The 22,728-nt window shown below is 72.9% G+C and carries 19 protein-coding genes and 1 pseudogene; 13 read left to right on the top strand and 7 right to left on the bottom strand.

What is annotated here, in order from left to right:
• Positions 1–94 precede the first annotated feature (94 nt).
• The 4 genes from ACZ41I_RS04855 to ACZ41I_RS04840 are packed head-to-tail and all read left to right on the top strand — an operon-like array spanning position 95 to position 6,941.
• Entirely contained in the window at positions 95–994 is a 900-nt protein-coding gene (locus ACZ41I_RS04855) for a hypothetical protein (protein ID WP_399763132.1), read from the top strand.
• A 41-nt stretch (positions 995–1,035) separates the two neighbouring features.
• Positions 1,036–1,539: a hypothetical protein gene (locus tag ACZ41I_RS04850; protein ID WP_399763134.1), complete on the top strand. Its 504-nt coding sequence runs from the start codon at positions 1,036–1,038 to the stop codon at positions 1,537–1,539.
• Positions 1,540–1,551: 12 nt separating this feature from the next.
• Positions 1,552–5,004 carry a CHAT domain-containing protein gene (locus tag ACZ41I_RS04845; RefSeq protein ID WP_468513160.1) on the top strand — a complete coding sequence of 1,151 codons (3,453 nt, stop codon included), beginning with the start codon at positions 1,552–1,554 and terminating at the stop codon, positions 5,002–5,004.
• Between the two features lie 32 nt (positions 5,005–5,036).
• Positions 5,037–6,941 (top strand): caspase family protein, encoded by a 1,905-nt coding sequence (locus tag ACZ41I_RS04840; RefSeq protein ID WP_468513159.1) that lies wholly within the window; start codon positions 5,037–5,039, stop codon positions 6,939–6,941.
• Positions 6,942–7,286: 345 nt separating this feature from the next.
• Here ACZ41I_RS04840 and ACZ41I_RS04835 read toward each other — a convergent pair whose 3' ends face one another.
• The 6 genes from ACZ41I_RS04835 to ACZ41I_RS04810 all read right to left on the bottom strand — a co-directional run bounded on the left by ACZ41I_RS04835 (position 7,287) and on the right by ACZ41I_RS04810 (position 13,676).
• The gene (locus ACZ41I_RS04835) at positions 7,287–8,666 is read right to left on the bottom strand and encodes a DEAD/DEAH box helicase (protein WP_468513425.1); all 1,380 of its coding nucleotides are present in this window, start codon (positions 8,664–8,666) and stop codon (positions 7,287–7,289) included.
• A 349-nt stretch (positions 8,667–9,015) separates the two neighbouring features.
• Positions 9,016–10,002, bottom strand: a complete 987-nt coding sequence (locus tag ACZ41I_RS04830) for a L,D-transpeptidase (protein ID WP_399763140.1) — start codon at positions 10,000–10,002, stop codon at positions 9,016–9,018.
• Positions 10,003–10,230: 228 nt separating this feature from the next.
• On the bottom strand, positions 10,231–10,848 hold the full coding sequence (locus tag ACZ41I_RS04825; protein ID WP_468513158.1) for a LysE family translocator: 618 nt from the start codon (positions 10,846–10,848) through the stop codon (positions 10,231–10,233).
• Positions 10,848–11,942: a histidinol-phosphate transaminase gene (locus ACZ41I_RS04820; protein ID WP_468513157.1), complete on the bottom strand. Its 1,095-nt coding sequence runs from the start codon at positions 11,940–11,942 to the stop codon at positions 10,848–10,850. Before ACZ41I_RS04820 ends, ACZ41I_RS04825 begins: the two co-directional genes overlap by 1 nt.
• A 9-nt stretch (positions 11,943–11,951) precedes the next feature.
• Positions 11,952–12,725, bottom strand: a complete 774-nt coding sequence (locus tag ACZ41I_RS04815) for an alpha/beta fold hydrolase (protein ID WP_363218648.1) — start codon at positions 12,723–12,725, stop codon at positions 11,952–11,954.
• Between the two features lie 36 nt (positions 12,726–12,761).
• Positions 12,762–13,676, bottom strand: a complete 915-nt coding sequence (locus ACZ41I_RS04810; protein ID WP_399763144.1) for a phytanoyl-CoA dioxygenase family protein — start codon at positions 13,674–13,676, stop codon at positions 12,762–12,764.
• Between the two features lie 254 nt (positions 13,677–13,930).
• Between ACZ41I_RS04810 and ACZ41I_RS04805 the strand changes: the two genes are divergently transcribed.
• The 7 genes and pseudogenes from ACZ41I_RS04805 to ACZ41I_RS04775 all read left to right on the top strand — a co-directional run.
• On the top strand, positions 13,931–14,962 hold the full coding sequence (locus ACZ41I_RS04805; RefSeq protein WP_399763146.1) for a hypothetical protein: 1,032 nt from the start codon (positions 13,931–13,933) through the stop codon (positions 14,960–14,962).
• A gap of 542 nt (positions 14,963–15,504) precedes the next feature.
• Entirely contained in the window at positions 15,505–16,794 is a 1,290-nt protein-coding gene (locus ACZ41I_RS04800; protein ID WP_468513156.1) for a helix-turn-helix domain-containing protein, read from the top strand.
• A gap of 90 nt (positions 16,795–16,884) precedes the next feature.
• Positions 16,885–17,742, top strand: a complete 858-nt coding sequence (locus ACZ41I_RS04795) for a fumarylacetoacetate hydrolase family protein (RefSeq protein WP_399763149.1) — start codon at positions 16,885–16,887, stop codon at positions 17,740–17,742.
• A gap of 35 nt (positions 17,743–17,777) precedes the next feature.
• A complete protein-coding gene (locus tag ACZ41I_RS04790) occupies positions 17,778–18,551 on the top strand; it encodes an SDR family oxidoreductase (RefSeq protein ID WP_468513155.1) in 774 nt (257 codons plus the stop codon).
• A 108-nt stretch (positions 18,552–18,659) separates the two neighbouring features.
• Positions 18,660–19,295: a DedA family protein gene (locus ACZ41I_RS04785; RefSeq protein WP_468318340.1), complete on the top strand. Its 636-nt coding sequence runs from the start codon at positions 18,660–18,662 to the stop codon at positions 19,293–19,295.
• 63 nt (positions 19,296–19,358) lie between these two features.
• Positions 19,359–19,499, top strand: coding sequence for a hypothetical protein (locus tag ACZ41I_RS04780; protein ID WP_399763151.1), 141 nt, complete (start codon positions 19,359–19,361; stop codon positions 19,497–19,499).
• A 231-nt stretch (positions 19,500–19,730) separates the two neighbouring features.
• Positions 19,731–20,159: pseudogene (locus tag ACZ41I_RS04775) on the top strand (WD40 repeat domain-containing protein); the annotation flags it as partial.
• Positions 20,160–20,368: 209 nt separating this feature from the next.
• Here the strand turns inward: ACZ41I_RS04775 and ACZ41I_RS04770 are convergent.
• The gene (locus tag ACZ41I_RS04770) at positions 20,369–20,857 is read right to left on the bottom strand and encodes a hypothetical protein (protein ID WP_468513154.1); all 489 of its coding nucleotides are present in this window, start codon (positions 20,855–20,857) and stop codon (positions 20,369–20,371) included.
• 156 nt (positions 20,858–21,013) lie between these two features.
• Between ACZ41I_RS04770 and ACZ41I_RS04765 the strand changes: the two genes are divergently transcribed.
• Together ACZ41I_RS04765 and ACZ41I_RS04760 are read left to right on the top strand one after the other, a co-directional pair.
• Positions 21,014–21,373, top strand: coding sequence for a DUF779 domain-containing protein (locus tag ACZ41I_RS04765; RefSeq protein ID WP_363219009.1), 360 nt, complete (start codon positions 21,014–21,016; stop codon positions 21,371–21,373).
• A 108-nt stretch (positions 21,374–21,481) separates the two neighbouring features.
• A complete protein-coding gene (locus ACZ41I_RS04760; RefSeq protein ID WP_468513153.1) occupies positions 21,482–22,720 on the top strand; it encodes a phosphodiester glycosidase family protein in 1,239 nt (412 codons plus the stop codon).
• Positions 22,721–22,728 lie beyond the last annotated feature (8 nt).

Below are 22,728 nucleotides of genomic sequence, written 5' to 3'. Positions count from 1 at the left end.
TGCGTCAGCCCACACAACAGCCCGTGCGAGAGCCCACGCGGCACCCCACGACGCCAAAGCCCACGCGACGACGGCCCTCCGGGGAAGGGAATCGATGGACGGATATGTGATGTCCCGCGGCCGGGACCGGGATCGGGACTACGGCTTCCTCGGCGCCGCGCCCCCCGTCGCATGGTGGCGGTCCTATTCGCGCGTCGCCGACTTCGAGTACCCGACACTCCTCGTCGAGTCGGACGCCCGCGGCTGGCGAGCCTACTTCAGCGGCATCCGCTCGGAGCGGACGGACGCGGTGGGCACGCCCCTGCGCTTCACTCTGGTGCTGTCCGGCGGCCCGGCGGACGAAGCGGCCCCGCGGGTCGCCCGGTTCGCCACCCAATGGCTGGAGGACATCGCCGCCCGGCGGCCCGCGGGCGCGGTGGCCGGGTGTCTGGACCGCCACTTCCCGGCCGACGACGTCGACCGGTTGCTGGAGCTGCGCGACGCCGCCGCGGTGGACGAGACCCGGCGGCGCCTGGAGGAGGCCCTGGCCGAACCGGCCGGGCCGGCGGGCAGTGAGAGGACCGGAGACGGCGATCCCGGCCACGGGACGCCTCGCTCCGGGCCCCCGTCCTGGATCAACACGGTGCGGGACGGCCTGTCGCGGGAGTGCTTCGCCGTACGCGTCGGGGAGTTGCTCTCCGGCACTCGGGGCCGTGCCCTGCTCCTGAACCTGGCCACAGAGGCGGGGGATGTACCGGACGCCGGCCCGGACGGCCGGGTGGCGGCGCTCGTCGTCCACGCGAAGCAGGACTTCGGTCCGGGGCCGGTGGCGATTCCGGGAAAAGTCCGGGGCCTGGTGGAGGCCGGGCCGGTGCGCGGGACGCCTCTCGGGTTCTGGCGGAGCAGGAGCACCGGGCAGAAGGCACTGATCGCGCTGGGGGCGATCGTACTGGCGGCGGCCGTGGGAGCGGCGGGCCACGCCGTGGGGACCTGGAACCTCTGGGACCTGTTCTAGACGAGGGGCCGGGAGACGGCCCGGCCGGGTCGCGGCGCCTGGTGATTCGGCTCCCGGAGGACGGCGTCTCCTGTGTGTTCACCGTGGACTGGCACCGTCCGCCACCGGAGGAGGGTACCGGGCGGGCGGAGTTCGCGGCGCGGCAGGACTGCCCGGCCGCGGCCGGACTGTCGGGGGTTCTGGAGGTCGTGGTCCATTCGTGTCTGCCCGGCGCCGGCCCGGTCCTCGGCGGAGTGGGCAAGCTCCTCTCGGCGGTCCACAGCGCCACCCAGATGCGCCCGGACAAGGCGCTCGACGAGGCGGCGGACGGCCTCGGCGAACTCATGAAGCTCGCGGACCTGCGGACCAGGGTCGACCTGACGGTGCGCTTCCACGCGGCGAACGGACGGCCGTCCACCGCGCACCGGCTGACCGGCCGGGCGGCGCCGCCGCTGGCGGACACCGACCGGGCGGTGGAGTGGGACGACTTCCACATCCGGATACCCGGCTCCCCCGCACGCCGGCGGGCCGTCCTGACCCTCTCCCTGCCGCCGATACCCCGATGAGGAGGCCCCCGCGTGGTGGTGGTGACCCGTGACCTTCTGCTGTCCCTTCTCCTCGCCGGGCACGGCACCACCCCGCCCGGCGGCGTCCCGCCGGCGGAACGCCCCCTGGCCGAGGCGGCAGCCGCGCTCGCCGCAGGCGAACCGAAACACGCGCTGAGGGCCCTGGGCTCCGGCGCGGGACCGGCCACCGCCGCCCCGCGCACGGCCGTCCACGACGTGGCGAACGCGCTCCGCGTCGCCGCGCTCGCCCAGGACCTCAACTGGTTCCCGGGCGACGGCGGGGCGGTGATGTCCGAGGAGGACATCGACCGCGCCGCCCGCCCGGTGCCCCGTCCGGTGGCCGACCCCGACGCCGTCCTCCTCTTCCTGGTCGCCGCCCGACTGATACCCGACATCCGGAGCGCCCGGGCCGTCGCTGACAACTCCCGGGCCACCCAGGACGTCCTCTCGGCTCGGAGGGCGCTGGACCAGCTCACGGCGCGGGATGCCCAACTGGCCACGCTCGCGTCGCCGTCAATACGCGCCCATCTGTGGATCGCCGCGGCGGACGTGGCCCACCGTGCCGGGCTCGTGGACGAGACGGCGGCGGCCCTGACGACCGCCCGGTCCCTCGCGGGCGCCGAGCCGGCGGCCCTCGCGCGGCTGGCCACTCTTGAAGGCGACATGGCGCTGGAGCCCATGTCCCGGCCCGAACTGCTCGGCCTGCGCCTGGACATGGACCTCCCTTGCCTCGTCCCGCCCGATACCGAATCGGCGCGCGCACACTACGCCCGTGCCGATGCCCTGTTCAGCCGGGTCGGCTCCGGCGGTGGGCGCGCCGCCATCGCACTGCGGCGGGCGCATCTGGCCCGTCGTGCCGACGACTTCACGACGTGTGCGGCGTTCCTGGACGCGGCCGGGCGCGCTGCGCGGGAGTCGGGTGCCGGAGCGCTCGCGCGGCTCGTGGAGGCGCACTGGGCCGTCGACCGGATCGGTCGCGGCGAGGACGTCCCGGCCGACGCGCTCGACGAGCTGTCCCGCTGGTCCCGGACCGACGGGAGCGGCAGCTTCGCCCGCGGTCTGGTCCGGCTGCTCGTCGTGCGCTCCCGCACCTGGCGGGACCGGGGTGCGGCCCTGCCGGCGCTGCGCTGTCTGCGGCTGGCGCGTCGCCTGTCCGTGTCGCTGGACGCGGCGGCGGAACGCGAACTCGTCGAACGGGCCCACGTCGAGCTCGCGGACCGGCTCAACGTCCGCCGGGCATCGGCCGTGTTGCTGGCCGCCGACACCGCGGAGGCGATCGCCGGGCTCGGCGACGGGCCCGTCGCCGAACTCGCCTTCGGGCGCGCCGCGAGCCTGGCGATCACCTTCGACAACACCGCCCAGGCCCTGGGAGACGCCGACTTGGCCGTCGTCGACGCGGCGCGGCTGGAGGAACTGTGCCGGCTGTCGGCGCGCGTCACCGACGTTTCGCCGATGGGCACGCGGATCATCGCCATGGTGCGTGCCGCCGCCCGCGAAGCGGCCCTGATGCTCCCCTACCACGAGGGGCAGCGGGCGCTGGCCGCCGGGTACCGCGACGAGGCCCGCCGGCACTTCGCCCTGGCGCTCGCGGCGGCTGAGCGGGAGGGGAACGACTTGCTGCGGTGCCTCCTGCGATACCTGCTCGACTGCCGGGAGAAGGCCCACGAGGTCGCACTCGACCTGTTCCGCCGTGGTGATCTGCACCCCGACCACGCGGTTTCCCTGTTCCTCCGGCTGGCCGACCCGGCCACCGCGGACCGGGCGCTGGCCGAGCTCGACCGGGTCGGCTGGGCCGGCCCGCCGGACCGGCCGTGGGCGGACCCGGCCCGCCGGGCGGAACTCGCGATGGCCCTGGGCCGGCACCGCGAAGCGGCCCGGCTCTCCGACACGGCCCTCGGCCTGTTCGAGCGGCACGCCGCCCAGCTGGTCCGGGACCCGTTGCGCAGCGCGGCCACCGATCACGTCGATGTGGCCGGGATGTTCCACACGGCCGTCCGCGCCCATCTCGCCCTGGCGTCGGAGCACTCGGACGGTGCCGCGCTCGCCGCCTCCTTCGAACTGTCCGACCGCTGCCGCGGTTTCGCGGTCGACACCCTGCGCTCCCTGGTCGGGCTGGCTCCCGGGCCCGCTCGGGAGGCCGCGCGCGGCTGGCTGCGGGCCGGCTCCCGATGGGCGGCGGCGTACCAGGAGCTGACGGGCGCGGCGCTCACCACGGAGCCCGTGGCCGGCCGCACCGGTTCCGACCTGCGCCCGCGGGTACTCGGCGCGGAGGACGCGCTTGACGCGGCGGAGTCCGAGGTGGGCCGCCACGCGCCCGCGCTGCTCATGCGGCACCAGGAGGAGCGGGGCGCGCTGCTGGAAGAGGTGCGGGCGGCTCTGCCCGCCGACGCGGCCCTGCTCATGTACGAGTCGTTCGACCAGGAGCTGCTCGTCTGGTCCGTCGAGCGGGACCGGGTCCACCACCGGGAACTCCCCGTCCGCGCACGGGATCTCGCCTGTGACGTACGTGCGTTCCACACCGCGTGCGCCACCGGTGGCGTGGACCGGGTGGGGGCGGCGGCCCTCGCGGAGCGGCTCCTCGGGCCCGTTGCCGCCGCGGTCGACGCCGGTCGGCGGCTGTACGTCGTCCCCCATGGAGCCCTGTCCCTGCTGCCGTTCCACGTGCTGCCCCACCGCGGCCGGCCACTCGGTGTGTCCCGGACGGTCTCGTACCTGCCGTCGGCCGCGCTGCTGACCCTGCCCAGGGCCGGCGAGCGGCCCCGGCCCGGCGCCCCGGCGCTGCTCGTCGGCGACCCCGCATACGCCCCGGACCGGGGGCTGGCCCGGTTGCCGGGCACGGCGACGGAGGTGGCCGCCGTCGCGCGCATACTCGGAACGGGTCCTCCGTTGACGGGGGCGGGGGCGACGGCGCGGAACGTGGCCGCCAGGGCGGCGGGCGCCTCGGTGCTCCACTTCGCGACGCACGGTCTGGTGGACGAGCGCGGCCCCGACCTCGGCCGTGTCGTCCTGGCCGGTCACGACCAACTGGCCGTCGGCGACTTGATGGGACTCGACCTGACCGAGGCCCTGGTGGTGCTTTCGGCGTGCCACACAGGGCGCGGCACCGCCACGATCGGCGGTGACGTCGTGGGCCTGACCCGGGCCGCGGTGACGGCGGGCGCCCGGCACGTCGTCGTCTCGCTGTGGCCGGTGGACGACGAAGCGGGCTGCCTGACCATGGTCGCGCTGTACAAGCGACTGGCCGAGGGCCGGGGGGTGGCCGAGGCCCTTGCCGCCGCCCAGCGCTGGGTGCGCGATCAAGGCGCGGCGGGCCGGCACGCCGCCTACGAGGCGCTGCGGGCACAGGAGGGCACTGCGACGGCGGCACCCTGGGCGAGGGACGGCCAGGTGCCGCCCTTCGCACGGGCGGAGGACCGGGACGACCTGCCCTACCACTGGGCACCGTTCGTCCACATCGGCGGCTGACGGGCGGACCGACCGACCCGGAGAGGACGGACATGCACAAAAGGGCATTGCTGATCGGGTGCCAGACCGAGGGCCTCACAGGTGTGGACGCCGACGTGGAGCTCATGGACGGCGTGCTCACCCCCTTCGGGTTCGAGACCACCCTGCTCACCGGCGAACGGGCGACGCGCCACGGCATCGAGGACGCGTACCGGAAGCTGATCACCGACAGCCGGCCCGGGGACGCCGCCCTGGTCTACTACTCCGGGCACGGCGGCCGCGCCCGCAACCCGGCGCCTGCGGACGACCCTTCCGTACCGGCCTGGCTCCCCTACCTGTGCCCCCAGGACCTTGGGGGCACAGGGTTCCGCGGCCTGCTGGCCGCCTCGCTGAGCCGGTATCAGGAGCAGCTGACCCGGCGTACGGCGAACGTCACGACCGTCCTCGACTGCTGCTTCTCGGGACGCATGGCCCGCGGCCGGTCCCTGCCCAAGGCGCACCCACGGCCGGAAGAGACGCCCTGGGAAGAAGTGCGCGGAGCCTGGGAGGCGGAACGTGCCGCGTTTTGCGGGGTCGGTGTCCCTGCCGTGGACGCCAACCCCCTGGCCGTCCGGCTCGTGGCCTGCGCCCCGGACCAGAGCGCGTCCGAGACCGACGTGCCCGGCCTCGGACGCCATGGGGTGCTCACGGCCTCGCTGGCCCGGCTGCTCCGCCGCCCCGGCAGCTCACGCCTGACCTGGCGTCAGCTGATCGAGCAACTGCGTCCCGCCGTCGCTCATCTCGAACCCTTCCAGCGCCCAGACGTGGAGGGTCCGGCGGACCGCTTCCTGTTCGACGTGCGCGAGACGTCGGGCAGCGGCGTCCTGCCCGTACTGACCGCGGGAGACGGAGTGTTCATCGACGCCGCAGAGCTCTTCGCGATCGAGGAGGGCGACGTCTACGCCCTGGTGGGGCCTGACGGAGAGGCCCGCGCAGCGCTCGCGACGGCGGTGGTGGAGCGCGTCACCGACGGCCGGGCCCGGCTGCGGCCGGTGGCCGGTGCCCCGGCGTTTCCTCCGCTGCCCGAGGGGACCGAGGCCCATCCCCTGCGGGTGTCCCTTGGGCGCAGGGCGGTCGCCGTCGTACCGGCGGATCATCCGGACCGCGAACGCACGGCCCGGGCCCTCATGAGCTCGGCGCGCGTTCGGGTCGTGGGGGCGCGGGAGCCCGTGATGGCCACCGTCGTCCTGTCCGAGGACGGCATCGGACTGCTGGACGGGGTGGGCGAGCCGCTGGTGGACCCTCCCCGGGCCCGTACTGCGGAGGCACTCGAACTGACCGGCGCCGACCTGCGGCGTTTCGCGAGGGCCGCACAGGTGCGGGAGCTGGTCTCCGGCACGGGGCCGGCAGCGCTCGACGGCGGACTCGACTTCGGTTACACACGGCTCCTGCCCGACGGCTCCGAACGGCCGCTGGAGCGTTCCGGCGAGCATCTCTTCCGCGGCGACCAGGTGGTCGTCCGAATCCGCAACCGGGGAACGGCCCGAAGGTTCGTCTCCGTCTTCGACATCGGTCTGCGCGGCGCGATCTCGTTGCTGACCACCAGCGAACGGTCCGGGGTCGGCGTCGGTCCCGGCGAGTGCTACGAGCTCTACCGGCACCCGCGGACGCACGAACTGGCCGGCATCACCCTCTTCTGGCCGGACGGCCTGCCCGAAGGTTCCCCACGACCGGGCACCTTCCTGGCCGTCGTCACCAACCGCCCCCAGGATCTCTCCCGGCTGGCGCAGGAGGGCGTCAAGCACACGCCCGAGGCCCGTGACTCGTCCCTGCAGCGCCTCCTGGGTGATCTGCTGGACGGTGTGCGCGACGGGCGCGGTCCCGCGTGGGCCGACGGACAGAACCAGTTGGTCCGGTACCAGGTGGAGCGGTTCGAGGCGTACCTCCACCCGGAGCGGCGCGCGGATCCGCGGTTCTGACCGCTGGGGGGAGGTGCTCACGCAAGCGAGGCGAAACGCCAGACGTACCTCTTCTGCCAGGACGTCTCGACGGCGTGGGAGTCGGCTCGCGGTGGTCGCTCACGCCGGTCGAGACAGTCGGACCGGACCACAGCGGGCGGAGCTGAGTCGCATACCTGCCTGAGCGTCGCATCCTCCTGCCGCTGTTGCCCCACCAGTCTCGCAAGCACGTCCTTGGCATCCGCCGGCTGTCCGGTGCTCGCCTGCCACCGTCGCGGATGACGACGCCACGCCCACTCCGCCAGTGTGCTTCCTCTGTAGCCGCCCGGCCGGGGCAGCGACGCGACCGCCTCGGGAGAAGCGGTCTCAGCCGCCCCGCCGCACCCGGGCCGACTTGCGGGCCTCCGCGAGCTTGCGCGCCTCGCTGCTCTTTCGGGAGGACCTGCCGCCGGAGCCGCCCTTCGCGTCCTTGGTGCTGCCCAGGCCGCGGAAGGGGGTGTTGTGGTTCTTGGGGCGTGGTACGGCCGGCCCGCCGTCGAGAGGATTCCCGGAGGGGGCCCTGGCGCCGGTGATCCGGCTCAGTTCCGCCTCGCCGGACCGCACTTTGGTGACCTTGGGGGCGACGTCGGCGTCCGCCATGACCTGGCTCGTCTCGCGGCGCTGTCCCGACAGGGCGAGTGTCACGACGGTGCCGGAGCGGCCGGCCCGGGCCGTGCGGCCGGCGCGGTGCAGATAGTCCTTCGGGTCGGTGGCCGGGTCGACGTTGACCACGAGGTCGAGGTCGTCGACGTGCAGGCCCCGTGCGGCGACGTTCGTCGCTACCAGAGCGGTGACCTGCCCGTTCTTGAACTGGGCCAGGGTCCGGGTGCGCTGCGGCTGGGACTTGCCGCTGTGCAGGGCGGCGGCGGCCACGCCGCTGGCCCGCAGATGCCGCGTGAGCTGGTCGACGCCGTGCTTGGTGTCCAGGAACAGCAGGACGCGGCCGTCCCGAGCGGCGATCTCCGTGGTCACGGCGTACCGGTCCGGGCCGTGCACGACGAAGACGTGGTGCTCGATCGCGGAGACCGCGCTGGACGAAGGGTCCACGGAGTGGACGGCGGGGTCGCGCAGGTAGCTCTGCACCAGCTGGTGGACGTCGCGGTCGAGGGTGGCGGAGAACAGCATCCGCTGCCCGTCGGGACGCACCTGGTCCAGGATCTCGGTGACCTGCGGCAGGAATCCCATGTCACACATCTGGTCGGCCTCGTCCAGGACCGTGATGCGCACCCGCCCCAGCCGGCAGCCCTTGCGCCCGACGAGGTCGTGCAGCCGACCGGGCGTGGCGACGACGATCTCGGCGCCATCCCGCAGCACGGCGGCCTGCCGTCCGATGGACACTCCGCCCACCACGGTCGCGAGCCGCAGCCGCAGCGCCTCGGCGTACGGGGTGAGCGCCTCACCGACCTGCTGTGCCAGCTCCCTGGTGGGCACCAGAACGAGCGCCAGCGGCTCTTTCGGCTGCGCGCGCCGCCCGGCCGTCCGAGCGAGCATCCCCAGGCCGAAGGCGAGCGTCTTGCCGGATCCGGTGCGGCCCCGGCCCAGGACGTCCCGTCCCGCGAGCGCGTTCGGCAGCGCCGCCGCCTGGATGGGGAAGGGCACAGTCACACCGTGCTCATCGAGCGCCCGCAGAACCTCGGCCGGCAACCCCAGCTGTGCGAAGGACGCCGCCGTGGGCACTGCCGAAGCGGCGCCCGACGCCTCGGACACATCGTTGTGCTGCCGGGCATCGGCACATGCTGATTCGCTCACAGAGAGCCTTCCTCCGAAGGGACCGTACCGGGGAAGGCGCGGCAGGGACGCGGCCACCAGCCAGAGACACCGAACGGAGCACCGACACAGCGACGCCGCAAACGCGCAACGCTAACACGGGGCGCGCCGCCCGGGCCTCCCGTGATCGCGCCGCTCAGCTGACGAACGACAGCCGGGCCTGCCTGTGCGGATCGCCTCGACGTGCCTGGACCCCAGGGCCTCCACCTGTGAGGCACGAAGGCGGCCGGGCGGGGCTGGGAGCCCGGCCCGGCCTCGCCCGCTCCCACCGCGGAGCCTGGGGCTTGCCTCACAGCGTCGAGGTCGTGCCCTCCCCGGACGCGCTGCCCGCGAGCCACTGGTCCCAGCCCAGGTTGAAGGCGGCGTAGCCATTGTCGGCCGAGGCCTTGGCACGGGGCGAGCCGGTGATGGTGACGGGGTCGCCCTGCTTGATCTGGCCGTAGAACCACTTGGCGTCCGACATGGACAGGTGGACGCAGCCGTGCGAGCCGCGGGCGCTGCCGCTGCCCGGGTTGGGGTCGCCGGTCGAGTAGTGCACATAGGTGCCGGACTGGGTCAGGTGGACGTCCCAGGGCAGCGTCAGGTCGTAGTAGTTGGGGCTGCCCTTGTCGCAGCTGATGCCGACGCTGCAGGAGGTCATGTGGACCTTCTCCTGCTTGTCGATGACGGCCATCGTGCCGTTCCACGTCGGATACTGGGCGCTGCCCGCATTGATCGACAGAGTGCGTACCGGCTTGCCGTTCCGGGACACCTTCATGGTGTGGCCGGTCACCGAGACATCCGCGCGCACGTCGTCGCCGATCGTGAAGGTGTGCGTGTAGTTGCGCACGCCGTAGCGTCCGTTGCCGTTGCTGACGCCGTTCATGTCGGCGTCGATCTTCACCTTCGTACCGGAAGGCCAGTACGTCTTCGGCCGCCAGTCGGCGCGCTTGTCGCCGAACCAGTGCCAGGCGCCGACCACCGGCTTCGAGGCGCTCACCTTCATGTGCTTCTCCACGGTGGCCCGTGCCTTTGCCGCCACCGGGTTGGTGAAGACCACCGAGATCGGCATGGCCACGCCGACCGTGGTTCCCGACTGCGGGGTGATCGTCTCCAGCAGCATCGGCGGACCGGCGGGCTTCGTCGGTGACGGGGAGGCGCTCACACTCGGCTTGCCCGAAGCCTTCGCGTCGTCCCCGCCCGCCTTGTCACTGCCACCCCCACCGCAGGCACTCGCGCCCACCAGCATCGCACCGGTGACGAGTGCGATCCCTATGCCGCCCTTGCGCCGTCCCACGACCTGCCCCGCTCTCTCGCTCTTCGCCCCTGAGGGGCCCGACTCTCCTGTCAGACAGCGAGAGCACGGTCCACAGTTGCACGCGTCGCGTAAAACATGTCTCAAAACTCTGCGGACCTGGCGGGCTCCGGGCGGGCCGTCGGACCGGACCCCTCGGGAGGCAGACGAAGCGCCGCCGGAGCCGCCCCGGGCGTACGACGCCGGAACCGCCCGGGCCGGCGCGGGTCGTCAGCCCTCGAACGCGACGCCGACGCCGAGCAGGACCAGCACCAGCCCGGTGACCAGGCGCAGCCCGCGTTGTACGGCCGGCCGGGCCACCAGCGCCCGGCCGCGGCTGACGCCCCAGGTGAACAGCAGGTACCAGCAGGCGTTGACCGCCCCCCACAGCGTGCCCAGCAGCGCCATCGACATGAAGACGGGGCCGTGGGCGGTGACGAACTGGGGCAGCACCGAGACTGCGAAGACACCGGACTTCGGATTGCCGAGCTGGGTCGCCAGCCCATTGCCGAAGGCGCTCCAGCGCCGGTCGCGCCGACCGGCCCGGTCGGCCGGCGGTGCGGTGGAGCGGAACGCGCGGATCGTGTTGATCCCGAGGGCGACGAGCATGACGCCGCCCGCGACGCGGATGGCGGTGTAGACACCCGGGTGGGCCAGCAGCAGGGTGGACAGTCCCGCGGCCGCGGACAGGGCCCAGACGACCAGGCCCAGCGCGTTGCCGACGATGGTGGGCCGGGCGAGGCTCATCCCGCCCTCCAGGGTCTGACGGGTCATCAGCGCCTGTCCGGCGCCCGGGAGCATCGCCAGCAGCCATGTCGTCACGAAGAAGAGCGGCAGGTGAGTGGGCACTACGGCAACCTCTCGCGCACCGCCGCGAGGAACACGTCGTTCTCCTCCGGCGTTCCCACGGACACCCGCAGCCAGGAGGGCACCCCACTGTCGCGGACGAGGGCACCCCGTGCGGTGATCTCCCGCCAGGCCCGGTGGCTGTCCCGGAACCGGCCGAACTGGACGAAGTTCGCCTCGGACGCGGTCACTTCGTAGCCGGCGGCCACCAGCGCCCGGACCATCCGGTCCCGTTCGGCGGTGATGCGCCCGACGTTGGCCAGCAGGGCCGGGGCGTGCTCCAGCAAGGTCAGCGCGATGGCCTGCGCCGGCGCGGACAGGTGGTAGGGCAGACGGACGAGCTGGACGGCGTCCACGATCGCCGCCGTGCCGACCAGGTAGCCCAGGCGCAGCCCGGCGAGGCCCAGTCCCTTGGACAGGGTGCGCACCACGACGAGCAGCGGCCGGTCCTCGATCAGGGGCAGCGCGGAGGGCGTGCGCTGGAAGTCGACATACGCCTCGTCGAGGATCACCAGGGCGGGCCCGGCGGCCTGTGCCGCGTCGTACAGCGCGCTCACGGTGTCGGGCGAAAGCCCGTTGCCGGTCGGGTTGTTGGGCGCGGTGAGGAACACGACGTCCGGCCGGTGCTCGGCGATGGCCGCGCGGGAGGCGTCCACCGAGACGGTGAAGTCCTCGGCCCGGGGGGCGGAGATCCAGCCGGTGCCGGTGCTGCGCGCGATCTCGCGGTGGACCGCGTACGAGGGCTCGAAACCCAGGGCGGTCCGCCCGGGGCCGCCGAACGCCTGCAGGAGCTGTTGGATGACCTCGTTGGAGCCGTTGGCGGCCCATATCCGGCGCTCACTCAGCGGTAAGCCGGTACCGGCTTCGACGTGCTTGGCGAGCGCGGTGCGCAGGGCCACGGCGTCGCGGTCCGGGTAGCGGTTCAGGCCGCGCAGCACGGGACCGAGTCCGGCCAGGATCTCGTCCACCAGCCCGTCGGGCAGGGGGTAGGGGTTCTCATTGGTGTGGAGCCGGACGGGGACGTCGATCCGTGGAGCGCCGTAGGCGGTCAGGCCCTTCAGCTCGGCGCGGATCGGCAGATCCTCGATGCTGGCCATGGAAGTCCTTCAGTCGATGAAGTCCGACACGAGAGGTCCGGCGACCGCCCGGAACTCCTCGAAGTACGCATGCCGTGCCCCCTCCAGCAGTTCGAGCCGCGCCCCCGGGATGCGCCGCGCCAGCAGCGCGGCGTTCGCCGTGGGGTTGAGCAGGTCGTCGCTGCCGTGCACGACGAGGGTGGGGCAGGAGATCCGCGGCAGGGCGTCCCAGGTGTCGTGACCGTCGCTGGCCACCAGGTGCCGCCTGCGTGCGAAAGCCGGCATCGCGGGGTCGCCGAGGGTGCGGTAGGGGCCGGGATGGGCGGCCCGCCAGGCGGGGGTGTACATCAGGTCGAGCAGCGCCTCGCGCCGGGCGGCCGGATCCGGGGCGGCCAGCGCCCGGCGCACGGTGTCGTCGCGCTCGACCGCGTGCGGCCCTCCGGGAGAGGTGCACCCGAGGACGAGGGACCGCACGCGGTGCGGCTGGTCGAGGGCCAGCCACTGCGCGACGCGGCCCCCCATCGACGTGCCGTACACGTCGGCCCGTTCGATCCCGAGCTCGTCGAGGACCGCGCGCACGTCGTCGGCGAGCAGCCTGGTGCTGTAGGGCACGTCCGGCTTGTCGCTGTCGCCGGTGCCGCGGTAGTCGACGGTGAGGGTGCTGCGGGTGCCGTGGAAGTCGTCGCGGACGCCGTCCCACCAGTGGTGGTTGTTGGCCTGGCCGGCGAGCAGGATCAGCGGGGAACCGGTCCCCCGGAGCTGGTAGGCGATGCGTGTCCCGTCCGCGGCCTTGGCGTACGACATGCCCATGGTCCCTTCCCTCGGATGTCCCCGTGGACGCTACAGCGTGGCGCCCGCGGGTGAGTCCGGCTCCGCCTCGTGCGCGAAGTAGCCGGTGGCGACCTTGCGGCCGGAGCGGAGGTGGGCGCCCTCCTGGATCTCGAAGAGCGAGTTGAACTCGGCCGCGGCGAGGGGGAGCCGCCAGGTCCCGGCCTCGCTGCGGGCGGTCTTCGACACCTTGCCGCGGACCAGCATGGCCGTGGGCTCGTTGTGCGCGGCGTGCGGGCCGTAGTAGAGCGGGAAGGCGTCGGCGGCCCGGTAGGCGGGGATGAAGACGCGGCGGTAGCGGTCGGAGGTGTTCTTCTCGGACGCGTGGACGGCCAGCGGGTGCAGGAAGACGACGGTACCGGCGGGTCCGGGGCAGTCCTGGACCGTGGACTCGTCCACGCCGACGCCTTCGAGGGTCGCGATCTTCCCGCCGAAGTGGCCGTCGACCTCGTGGCTGAGCAGCCCCTTCTTGTGGGCGCCGGCGGCCACCTTCAGGCAGGCGTTCTCGGGGCTCGCGTCGTCGAGGTAGATGAGCGAGGCCACCAGGTCGGTGTTGGAGTGCGGGTAGTAGGCGAAGTCCTGGTGCCACTCCACGACGCTGCCGACGCGGGGCGCCTTCACGTTGAGCTTGGAGTACTGCAGGATCAGGTCCTCGCCGATGAGGTCGGCGACCGCGTCGAGAAGGCGCGGGTGCTCGGCCAGTTCGGCGAACACCTTGTCGCGGCTCGTCGGCGCCCAGATGCGACGCGCCTTGGAGGCGTCGCCCGGCTCCGTCTCGGCCACGGAGTTCAGGTCCGGACTTGAGATCAGCTCGCCGACGACCTCACGGGCACGGTCGATGAGGTCGCTCTCGAAGAGTCCTTCGACGACCAGGAAACCGGTGTCCCGGTAGGTTTCGATCTGGCTCTCGGAGAGGACGTTTCCCATGAAATTCGCTCTCTTTCCGGCAATGGCCGCGAGGGATCTGGTGCTGCCCGTTCCATCGACACAGGGACGGAAAGGCTCTGGGGTATCGAGTCTGACACCGCAGGGTGGCGCACACAAGGTTCAACTGGGTTCGTCGGGCGGCACCTTGAAGAAATCGAATGGCATCGAAGCTGCCTCTTGCAGTGCCCCTTCACACCTTTCGCCACGCATAGCGTGAGGTTCTCCACGCGACTTTCCTACGGCTAGGGAGTGCCATGACCGGCGTCTCGCAAGAACCTGCTGTCCGTACGAACGCGACGGCAGTGGAGATTCTTGACTGCACGCTTCGGGACGGAAGCTATTCCGTGAACTTCGCGTTCAAGGAAGAGACCATCAGAGCGGTTCTGGCCGGCCTGGAGAGGTCCGGTATCGGGCTGATCGAACTCGGGCACGGTCTGGGCCTCAATGCGGGGGAGGCGCTGTCCCAGCCCAGCCTGGTGCCCGACGACGAGTGCTTCGTGATCGCGACCGAGACACTGGACCGGGCCTCCTGGGGCATGTTCTGCATCCCGGGGCTCGCCGAGCCGGACCATCTGACGCGCGCCGCCGAGGCCGGCATGGGGTTCGTCCGGATCGGTGTGGACATCACCGACGTGGGCCCGGCCGAGCCGTTCGTCGCGCTGGCGCAAGAGCTGGGCCTGCGGACCTTCGTGAACCTGATGAAGACCAACGTCCTCGGCCCGGACGGGGCCGTGGCGACGGCCCGGCGGTGCGCCGCGTTCGGGGCGGACAGCGTGTATCTGGTCGACTCCGTGGGCGGCTACCTGCCGCACGAGGTGGCCGAGCTGTTCGGGCGCGCCGCCACGGAGGTGCCCGTCCCGCTCGGCTTCCACGGCCACGACAACCTGGGGCTCGCCAACGCGAACGCCCTGGCGGCGGCGACGGCCGGGGCACGCTTCGTGGACACCACCCTGGACGGCATCGGCCGGGGGGCGGGGAACACGGTGACCGAGTCCTTCGCCGCGACACTGACCCGCCACCAGGGTCCGACCGGGTACGACCACCGCGCGCTTGCCCGGCTGAGCGAGAGCGTCGTACGCCCCCTCGCGCGGCTGCACGACGACCGGACGTTCCAGGTGATGGGCGGGCTGACGCAGACCCATTCGAGCTTCTTCCCGCTGATCACGCACTGCGCCGAGGCCGCCGGGGTGGACGTCTTCGAGCTGATGGCGGCCGTCGCCGAGGTCGAGCGCGTCCGCCCCACGGAGACCCTCGTGAAGGAGATCGCCGCCGGCCTGCGGCAGTGAGGACCGCGTTGCGGAACGATGCGATCCGGCCAGCCGCAGGGGCTTCTCAGGCGACCGGTCCGCACTCCCCCGGCGCACCGTACGTACGGAAATCAACAGAACCCTACGACTGGAATAATCAACCATAAGGGACATTTCCCTCTGAGCACTGCCGGCGCGAGGCACTCGGCCACGGTCACAACTGCCGTTGTGCCTCCCGCCGCGCGGGTGGCTTGATAACCGGGGTTTTCCAGAGGCAACCGCTGCCGTTAGGGTCGATACCGTCGGAACAACGACTCGGTCCGCAGCCGCACGGGTCATCGCACAAGGAGTGTGCATGGCAGACCTTTTCGACGATCCCAGTACGGAATGCGTTGCCCTTGTGAAGAGCACCACCGGCCTCGTCGGCGAACTTCTCGGCTGATCCACCGCACCACCTTCATCCGGCTTACGGGGGCCAGGAGAATTCCCTACCGGGAATGGCTGCCGACCGCACCCGAAACCGTCACCCACCCTATTTCCGACGGCGGGCGCAGGTAGACACATCTGGAGCACTTGAGAAGATGATCAACTGGGCGAATGTCGAGGAATTCGGAGTCCAGCTTCAGCGTTATCGCAAGAGAGCCCGACTGAGCCAGAAGATCTTGGCCGACCTCTCCACGGTGAGCGTGCGGGCCGTCCGCAACCTGGAGCTCGGGCAGGTCGCCGCCCCGCGCCGGGAGACCGTGCGGCTGCTCGCCGACGCCCTCCGGCTGACCACGCACGAGCGGCTGTCGTTCGAGCTGGCGGCGGGCGGCGAGGTCGACGAGGCGCTGTTCGGAACCCTCAGTCTGCCGACGGACGTTCTGGCCCGCCCGCTCGTCGGACGCACCCGCGATCTCGACGCGCTCATGCGCCGGCTGCTGAACGACCAGCGGCGTCTCATGGTCCTGTGCGGATTCGCGGGCGTCGGCAAGACTCACCTGGCCGCCGCCGCGGCCCGTTCCGTCCAGGCGGCGACGGCGACGTCCGTGCTCTGGGTCCGGTTGCAGCAGGACGCCGACCGGGGCCCGCTCCAGACGGCGATCGCCGACCTGCTCGTCGGGGAGGGCGCGGGTGCGGGCAGGCTCGCCCGGCAGATCGGCGACCGCGCCACCCTGCTGGTCCTCGACGGCAACGACAGCGGCGAGGTGCGCCGCGAGACCGTGTGGACCCTCATCCGTGAGTGCCCGCGTCTGACCGTCCTGGAGACCAGCCGCGTCCCCCATGACGTCTCGGACCACCACAGGTTCCTGGTGACCCCGCTGGCCATCTGCCGGCCGGGAGCGCCACAGGCCGACGCCGCGAGCGCGCCCGCACTGGACCTCCTGCTGCGGCGCTTCGCCGACATGCGGCCCACCTTCCAGCCGGACGAGGGCGAGGTGCGCAAGCTCGCGGAGGTGTGCGGCAGGCTGGACGGTCTGCCGAGCGCCCTGGAGTCCGCCGCCTTCTGGGCGACGGTGATCTCCATCGACGAGCTGCTGACCATGGCACGGGACGAGCCGGAGGCCGTGGCCAGCCACCCGGCGACGCGCACCGACCCCGTGGCGGCCGCGCAGCGCATCCTGGGCCAGCAGACGCCCGCCGCCCAGGACGTGGCGCTGCGGCTCGCCGGCTGGTCCGAGGGCTGGACCATCGACCAGGTCGTGAGACAGTCCCGGCTGCCCCGGGCGCAGGCGGCCCTCGCCGTGCAGTCGCTGCTGCACGCCGGCCTGATCACGGAGCTTCAGTCGAAGCCGGGCGGCCCCGTCCGCTTCACGCTCCTCCATCTCGTCCGGGTCGCGCTGCACGCCCGTTTCCCGCACGTCCCGCAGCTCACCCTGGCCGCGGGCTGACCGACCGGACCCGCCGGTCCACGCGCCCGCCGATCCGCCTTCGTTCACTGACCGCCCGTCAATTCCTCTCACAGCAACCGGAGTAGTCGCATGCGCCTGTGCACCATGACCCTGGACGGCCAGGAGGACGTCGGCATCGCGGTCGACGGCGGGATCGTCCCGCTCAGCACCGTCGCCGAGCTGACCGGGGCCACGCTCGGCCCGACGCTGCTGGACGTCGTCGTCGGCGACCGGCTCGGGCGGATCCGGGAAGCGCTGGCCGATCCCGAGCTGCGGGCCAAGGCCGTACGGTCCGCCGAGGTGACCTTCGGACCCCTGTACCGGAATCCGCCCAAACTCTGGGGCGTCGGGCTGAACTACCGGCGGCACGCCGACGACCTGGAGGTCGAGCAGCCCAGCGGCACCCCCGGGTCGTACCTGCGCCCGAGCAGCTGCGTCATCGGCCACGGCGACGAGATCGTCCTGCCGGTCCAGTCGGACCGCGTCACGGCGGAGGCGGAGCTGGGTGTGGTGATCGGGCGGACCTGCCGGGACGTCGCGCCGGAGGACGCCGAGTCCGTCATCTTCGGCTACACGACCGTGCTGGACATGACGGCCGAGGACGCGATCCGCATCAACCCGCGCTACATCCCGTGGTCCAAGGCGTTCGACACGTTCTGCAGCCTGGGCCCCTGGGTGGTGACGCCGGACGAGGTGGGCGAGCTGGCCTCGACACGGATCGCCACCGTGGTGAACGGGCGGACGATCGCCACCAACCAGGTGTCGGCCATGATGCGCGACCCGCACTGGCAGGTCGGCCACTTCTCCGGCGGCATGACGCTCGACGCCGGGTCCGTCATCGCCACGGGGACGCCCGGGGCCGGGGTCATCCGGGACGGCGATGTCGTGGAGGCCGTGGTCGAGGGGATCGGCACGCTCCGGAACACCGTGCGCCAGGCCACCCGGTAGCCGAAGAAGCGGCAGGAGCCCGGGGAGGGGCGGCAATGGATCTGGGTGTATCCGGACGGACCGCGCTCGTGTGCGCGTCCACGGACGGTCTCGGCCGTGCGGTCGCCGAGGCGCTCGCGCACGAGGGCGCCGACGTCGTGGTGTGCGGCCGTCGCGCGGAACTGGCTCGCGACATCGCGGCGAAGCTGCCCTCCGCCGTCGGCATCGGCGTCGACCTGCTGGCGCCGACGGGCGCGGCCGAACTGGTGGAGCGGGCCACCGCCGCGTTCGGGCCGATCGGCATCCTGGTCCTCAACGGCCCGGGGCCCCGTCCCGCGCCGGTCACCGGCATCGAGGCCGACGAGCTCGGCGCGGCGGTCGACTCGCTGGTGACGGCGCACCACCGTCTGCTGTCCCGCACGCTGCCGCACATGCGGCAGCAGCGGTGGGGGCGGGTGCTCGCCATCGGGTCCAGCGCGGTGGTCGCACCCATCGCAGACCTGGCGCTCTCCGGTGTCGGCCGCACCGCGCTGGCCGCCTATCTGAAGATGCTCGCCACCGAGGTGGCCTCCGACGGAGTGACCGTCAACATGCTGCTCCCCGGGCGCATCGCCACACACCGTGTGGAGCAGCTGGACGCGGGGCGCGCCGCCCGGTCGGGCCGGACCGTGGAGGAGGAGCGCGCGCAGTCCGCCGCCCGCATCCCGATGAACCGGTACGGCACGCCGGAGGAGTTCGCGCGGTGCGCCGCCTTCCTGTGCAGCGACGCGGCGGCCTACGTCACGGGTACGGCACTGCGCTGCGACGGCGGGCAGTCGCCGGTCCTGTGAGTACGACACCTCGGGGCGGGCGGGTGTTCTCGGGGCGGGCGTTTTCGGGGTGGGCGGGTGATGCTGGTGAGCGGACAGCCCTGCGAGAAGGGCAGGAGGCTCGACCAGGTGACCGCCGTCAACCCGATGAACAGCGCCTCGGTGCTGGCCGCCTTCGGCGCGCTCGGCGTCCTGGTGGTGGTCTTCGCGGAGTCCGGCCTGCTGGTCGTCGGTTTCTTCCTGCCCGGTGACACCCTGCTGTTCCCGGCCGGAGTGCTGTGCGCCGGCACCGCGCAGCAGGCGCCTCGGCTGGCGCTGTGGCAGGTGCTGCTGTGCGCGGCCGTCGGGGCGGTGGCCGGCGGGCAGGTGGGGTATCTGATCGGGCGGCACGGCGGACGGGCCCTGCTGGCCCGTACCTCCAGCCGGCGGGTGAAGGCGGCGGCCGTGCGGGCCGAGAGGCTGCTGGCGCGGTACGGCTACGGGAAGGCACTGGTCATCGGGCGGTTCGTGCCGTTGCTGCGGACGGTGCTGCACCCCGTGGCCGGGGTGCTCGACGTGCCCGTGCGGCCCTTCACGATCTGGCAGACCGTGGGCGGGGTGCTGTGGTCGCAGCTGCTCGTCCTCGCCGGCTACACCCTCGGTGCCTCGGTCCCGCACGTCGACGACTATCTGCTGCCGCTGGTCGCCGTGGTCGTGGTCCTGTCGATGCTGCCCCTCCTGGCCGAGGCACGCCGAGCCCGCCGAGCCCGCCGAGCGCGCCGCTGATAGTGCCCCGTGGCAGTCGGGGCCGCCGCCGGCCAGGCGGTGCCGTTGTCGAAGGTCCCGTCCATGAACAACTGCACCCCGGCCATCCACCGCGGCGCGCCGCCGGTGCCCCGGAGCCGGACCGGCTCGGCCACGGCGTCCTCGTCCGCCCCGGCCCGGCGCCAGGACGCGATCCGCGGCCGCAGGGGCAGGCTGTGCCGGTGAGTCCGGGCGCGGCCAGGGCGCGCGGCACCTCGGCCTCGGTGGGCCGGGGACGACAGCCTCGCCGGGTGCGCAGGCGGCGTCCGCCGGCACCAGCCCGGTGGGCCGGTCATCGGAATCGCAGACGATCAGCGCGCCCTACGTGAACCGGCTGGGACCGCCGATGTCCGCGCGGTGCAGCGCGCGCTCGCCGTCCGGCGCCGAGTGCGCGTCGAACAGGTCGACGAGGCGGAAATGCCGTCGGGCACTGAGCCGGGGTCCAGGCCCCCAGCCGCGCGGCCAGGCGCCCGCCGCAGCCCTCGTACCGCCGTGGCCGGCGCGGTCCGTACGGCGGTCAGACCCTGGCAGCCGGACAGGTCGACGCCCATGGTGCGGTCGGCGCCGGACATCGGATGCAGACGGCCCTCGGTGCGGCCCGCGGTCACCACCGCCCCGCGCAGGTCCACGACCCTGCTGCCGGGTCCGGCGAGGACACGGGCCTCCCGGTCGCCGTCGGACGGCCGCTCACTGGCCGCCGGTGATCCGGGGGGCCTGGTGCGGCTGTCGGACACCGTGACGGGCGCACCACGCGCCCGCCTCGCCGGCCACCACGGGCCTGTGCATGCGGTGGCGTTCGGCCCGGACGGGCGCGTGGCAGCCGCCGGCAGTGACGACCACACGGTGCGGCTGTGGGATGCGGCCACCGCGAGGACCGGGCCCTCTTCACCGGGCGGGAAGCCGATCCGCCCGCTCTCCGCGCCGAGAGCGGTGTGCGTAAGCGGCCCCGCCCCTCCCGGGGCCGAGCAGCCGGAGAGCAGGCCGGCGACATCTGCCTTGGCCCTGCCGGCCGGTCTGGTGGTGCCCTCGGCGGCGTACGCACTGCGCCGCGCGGCTCAGCGCAGGCTGCGGTTCTTGGGGCGTTTGCGGTTGACACGGGCGGGGCGCTGGAGCGTGGCCAGTTCGCCGATCTCCGCGCGGACATGGGGCGGGTCACCCCGGCGGGAATCGCCCGCGCACCACCAGCACGGCCGTCCGTCGGCCTCCCGCGGGTGCATGCCGAGGTCATGGACGGTGCACAGGGGCCACGCCCGCCACAGACACTCCGTCACCGTCTCCTGGACGGCGTCGGCGACGGCCGTCAGGGCCTCGGCGGCGGACTCCGTCGGGAGCAAGGAGGCGCCATGCGCTTCGCCGTCGGCGAGAGCCACATGGACGTGCTCGTCCAGGCCTCCGGCCTCGGGGTAGGCGATCAGGCGCAGCGGACGCTGTCCGGGGACGGTGACCGCCAGATCGCGGTTGACGGTCGCCAGCGCCTCGTCCCACAGCGGATATTCACCGGCGAGCACGAGGCGCGGCTCGGGCAGACCGAGGAAGGCGCACATGAGCACATCCTCACAAACGCACGGCGCACTGCTGCGGCCACCACGGCCGGCATACCGGCGACAGGGCCCAAGGACGCGTGCTGGACGGGCACATGACGAACCGTGAGACTGGACGGATCCGGCACCCCGCGCCCCGGTTCTTCAGGACGGTGACCCATGGATGAGGCACTCCCCCGCGTCGAACTCACCCCTCGGGCCGCGGATCTGGTGCGGCGACTGCACGCCGACCACGGTCCGCTGATGTTCCACCAGTCCGGCGGCTGCTGCGACGGCAGCGCGCCCATGTGCTACCCGGACGGCGAGTTCCGTACCGGCGACTCGGACGTGCTGCTCGCGGAGCTGGCGGTGGACGGGGTGACCGAGCCCGTCACCTTCTGGATGTCCCGGAGTCAGTACCAGGCGTGGAGCCACACCCGGCTGATCGTGGACGTCGTCCCCGGACGGGGCAGCGGCTTCTCACTGGAGGCACCCGAGGGGGTGCGTTTTCTCACCCGTTCTCGCGTAGTCGACGCCTAGTCGGCCCGGTGCTCGCCGCGCTCTGGTCCACTGCCCCGTAGAACCCGTACGGAACCTGTACGGCCATATCCGTACGCAGGGACAGTTGACGAGACATCAGGGGGCACGGTGACCAGACGTCGCAGGTGTTCGGCAGCGGGCAGAGCGGTTCTCACGGTGGTCACGGCGTTCGGTGTGCTGGCCGGTGCGGCCCTGGCGGGGGCGGCGCCGGCCGGTGCGGTTCCGGCCGGCGAGCGGATCGCTCCGGGCGTCACCTACCGGCAGTTCGACGTCGACGCGGCCGCGGGCACGGCACACGCCCATCTGCTCACGGTCGATCTGGCCGATCCGCATGTCCGCGTGGGCCTGCTGCACCCGGGCGCGGTGGCGGCCCGGGCCACCGTCTCCGGGATGGCGGACTCGGCCGGGGCGGTCGCCGGGGTCAACGGTGACTTCTTCCACATCACCGAGACCCAGCATCCGGGCGTGCAGGCCACCGGCGCGAGCGTCGGACCGGCGATCGCGGACGGGCAGGTGCTGAAGGCGGCGGTGCCGGACGGGCAGCGGTTCGGGCCCACGCTGCCGCCGGGGACGAGCACCCGGGACGTCTTCGGCGTCGGCACCGACCGGCGGGCCCGGCTGGACCGCCTCTCCCTCGTCGGCCGCGTCGCCACGCCGGAGGGCACCTTCCCGCTGAAGGGCCTCAACCAGTACGCGCTCGCGCAGAACTCCGTCGGCGCCTTCACCTCACGCTGGGGCAGCGCCTCGCGGATGCGCGCCGTGTGCGGCAGCGACATCGAGCGGTCGGCGCCGTGCAGCACCGACACCCACGAGGTGAGGGTCCAGGGCGGCCGGGTGGTCTCCGCCTCCGACACGCCGGGAAGCGGGGCGATCCCGGCGGACACCACGGTCCTCGTGGGCCGCGAGGAGGGTGCGCAGCGGCTGCGCAAGCTGTCCGTCGGTGACGCGGTGACCGTGACGCACACCCTGGCGGCGGCCTCGTCCAGGGTGCCGTACGCGTTCGCGATCGGCGGGTTCCCCGTCCTGCGGCACGGCAAGGCGCTGTCCGGTCTGGACGACGTCACCTCGACGGTGCGCACGGTCGTGGGCTTCAGGGGCGGCGGACGGCAGTTGCTGATCCTGGCGCTGGACGGGGCCGCCGCCTATCGGACCGGCCTGACGGTCGCGGAGGAGACCGACGTCATGCGTCTGCTGGGCGCGTCCGACGCGTTCAACCTCGACGGCGGCGGTTCGACGGAGCTGGTCACCCGTGACGACGGAGCGCGCGCCGTGACGGTCCGCAACCATCCGAGTACGGGCACCGAACGCCCCGTCGCCAATGGGATCGGCGTCTTCTCGACCCCCTGAGCCAGGGC

Source organism: Streptomyces sp. NPDC030799 (assembly GCF_055572255.1).
This window is presented reverse-complemented; position numbering and strand designations above follow the sequence as displayed.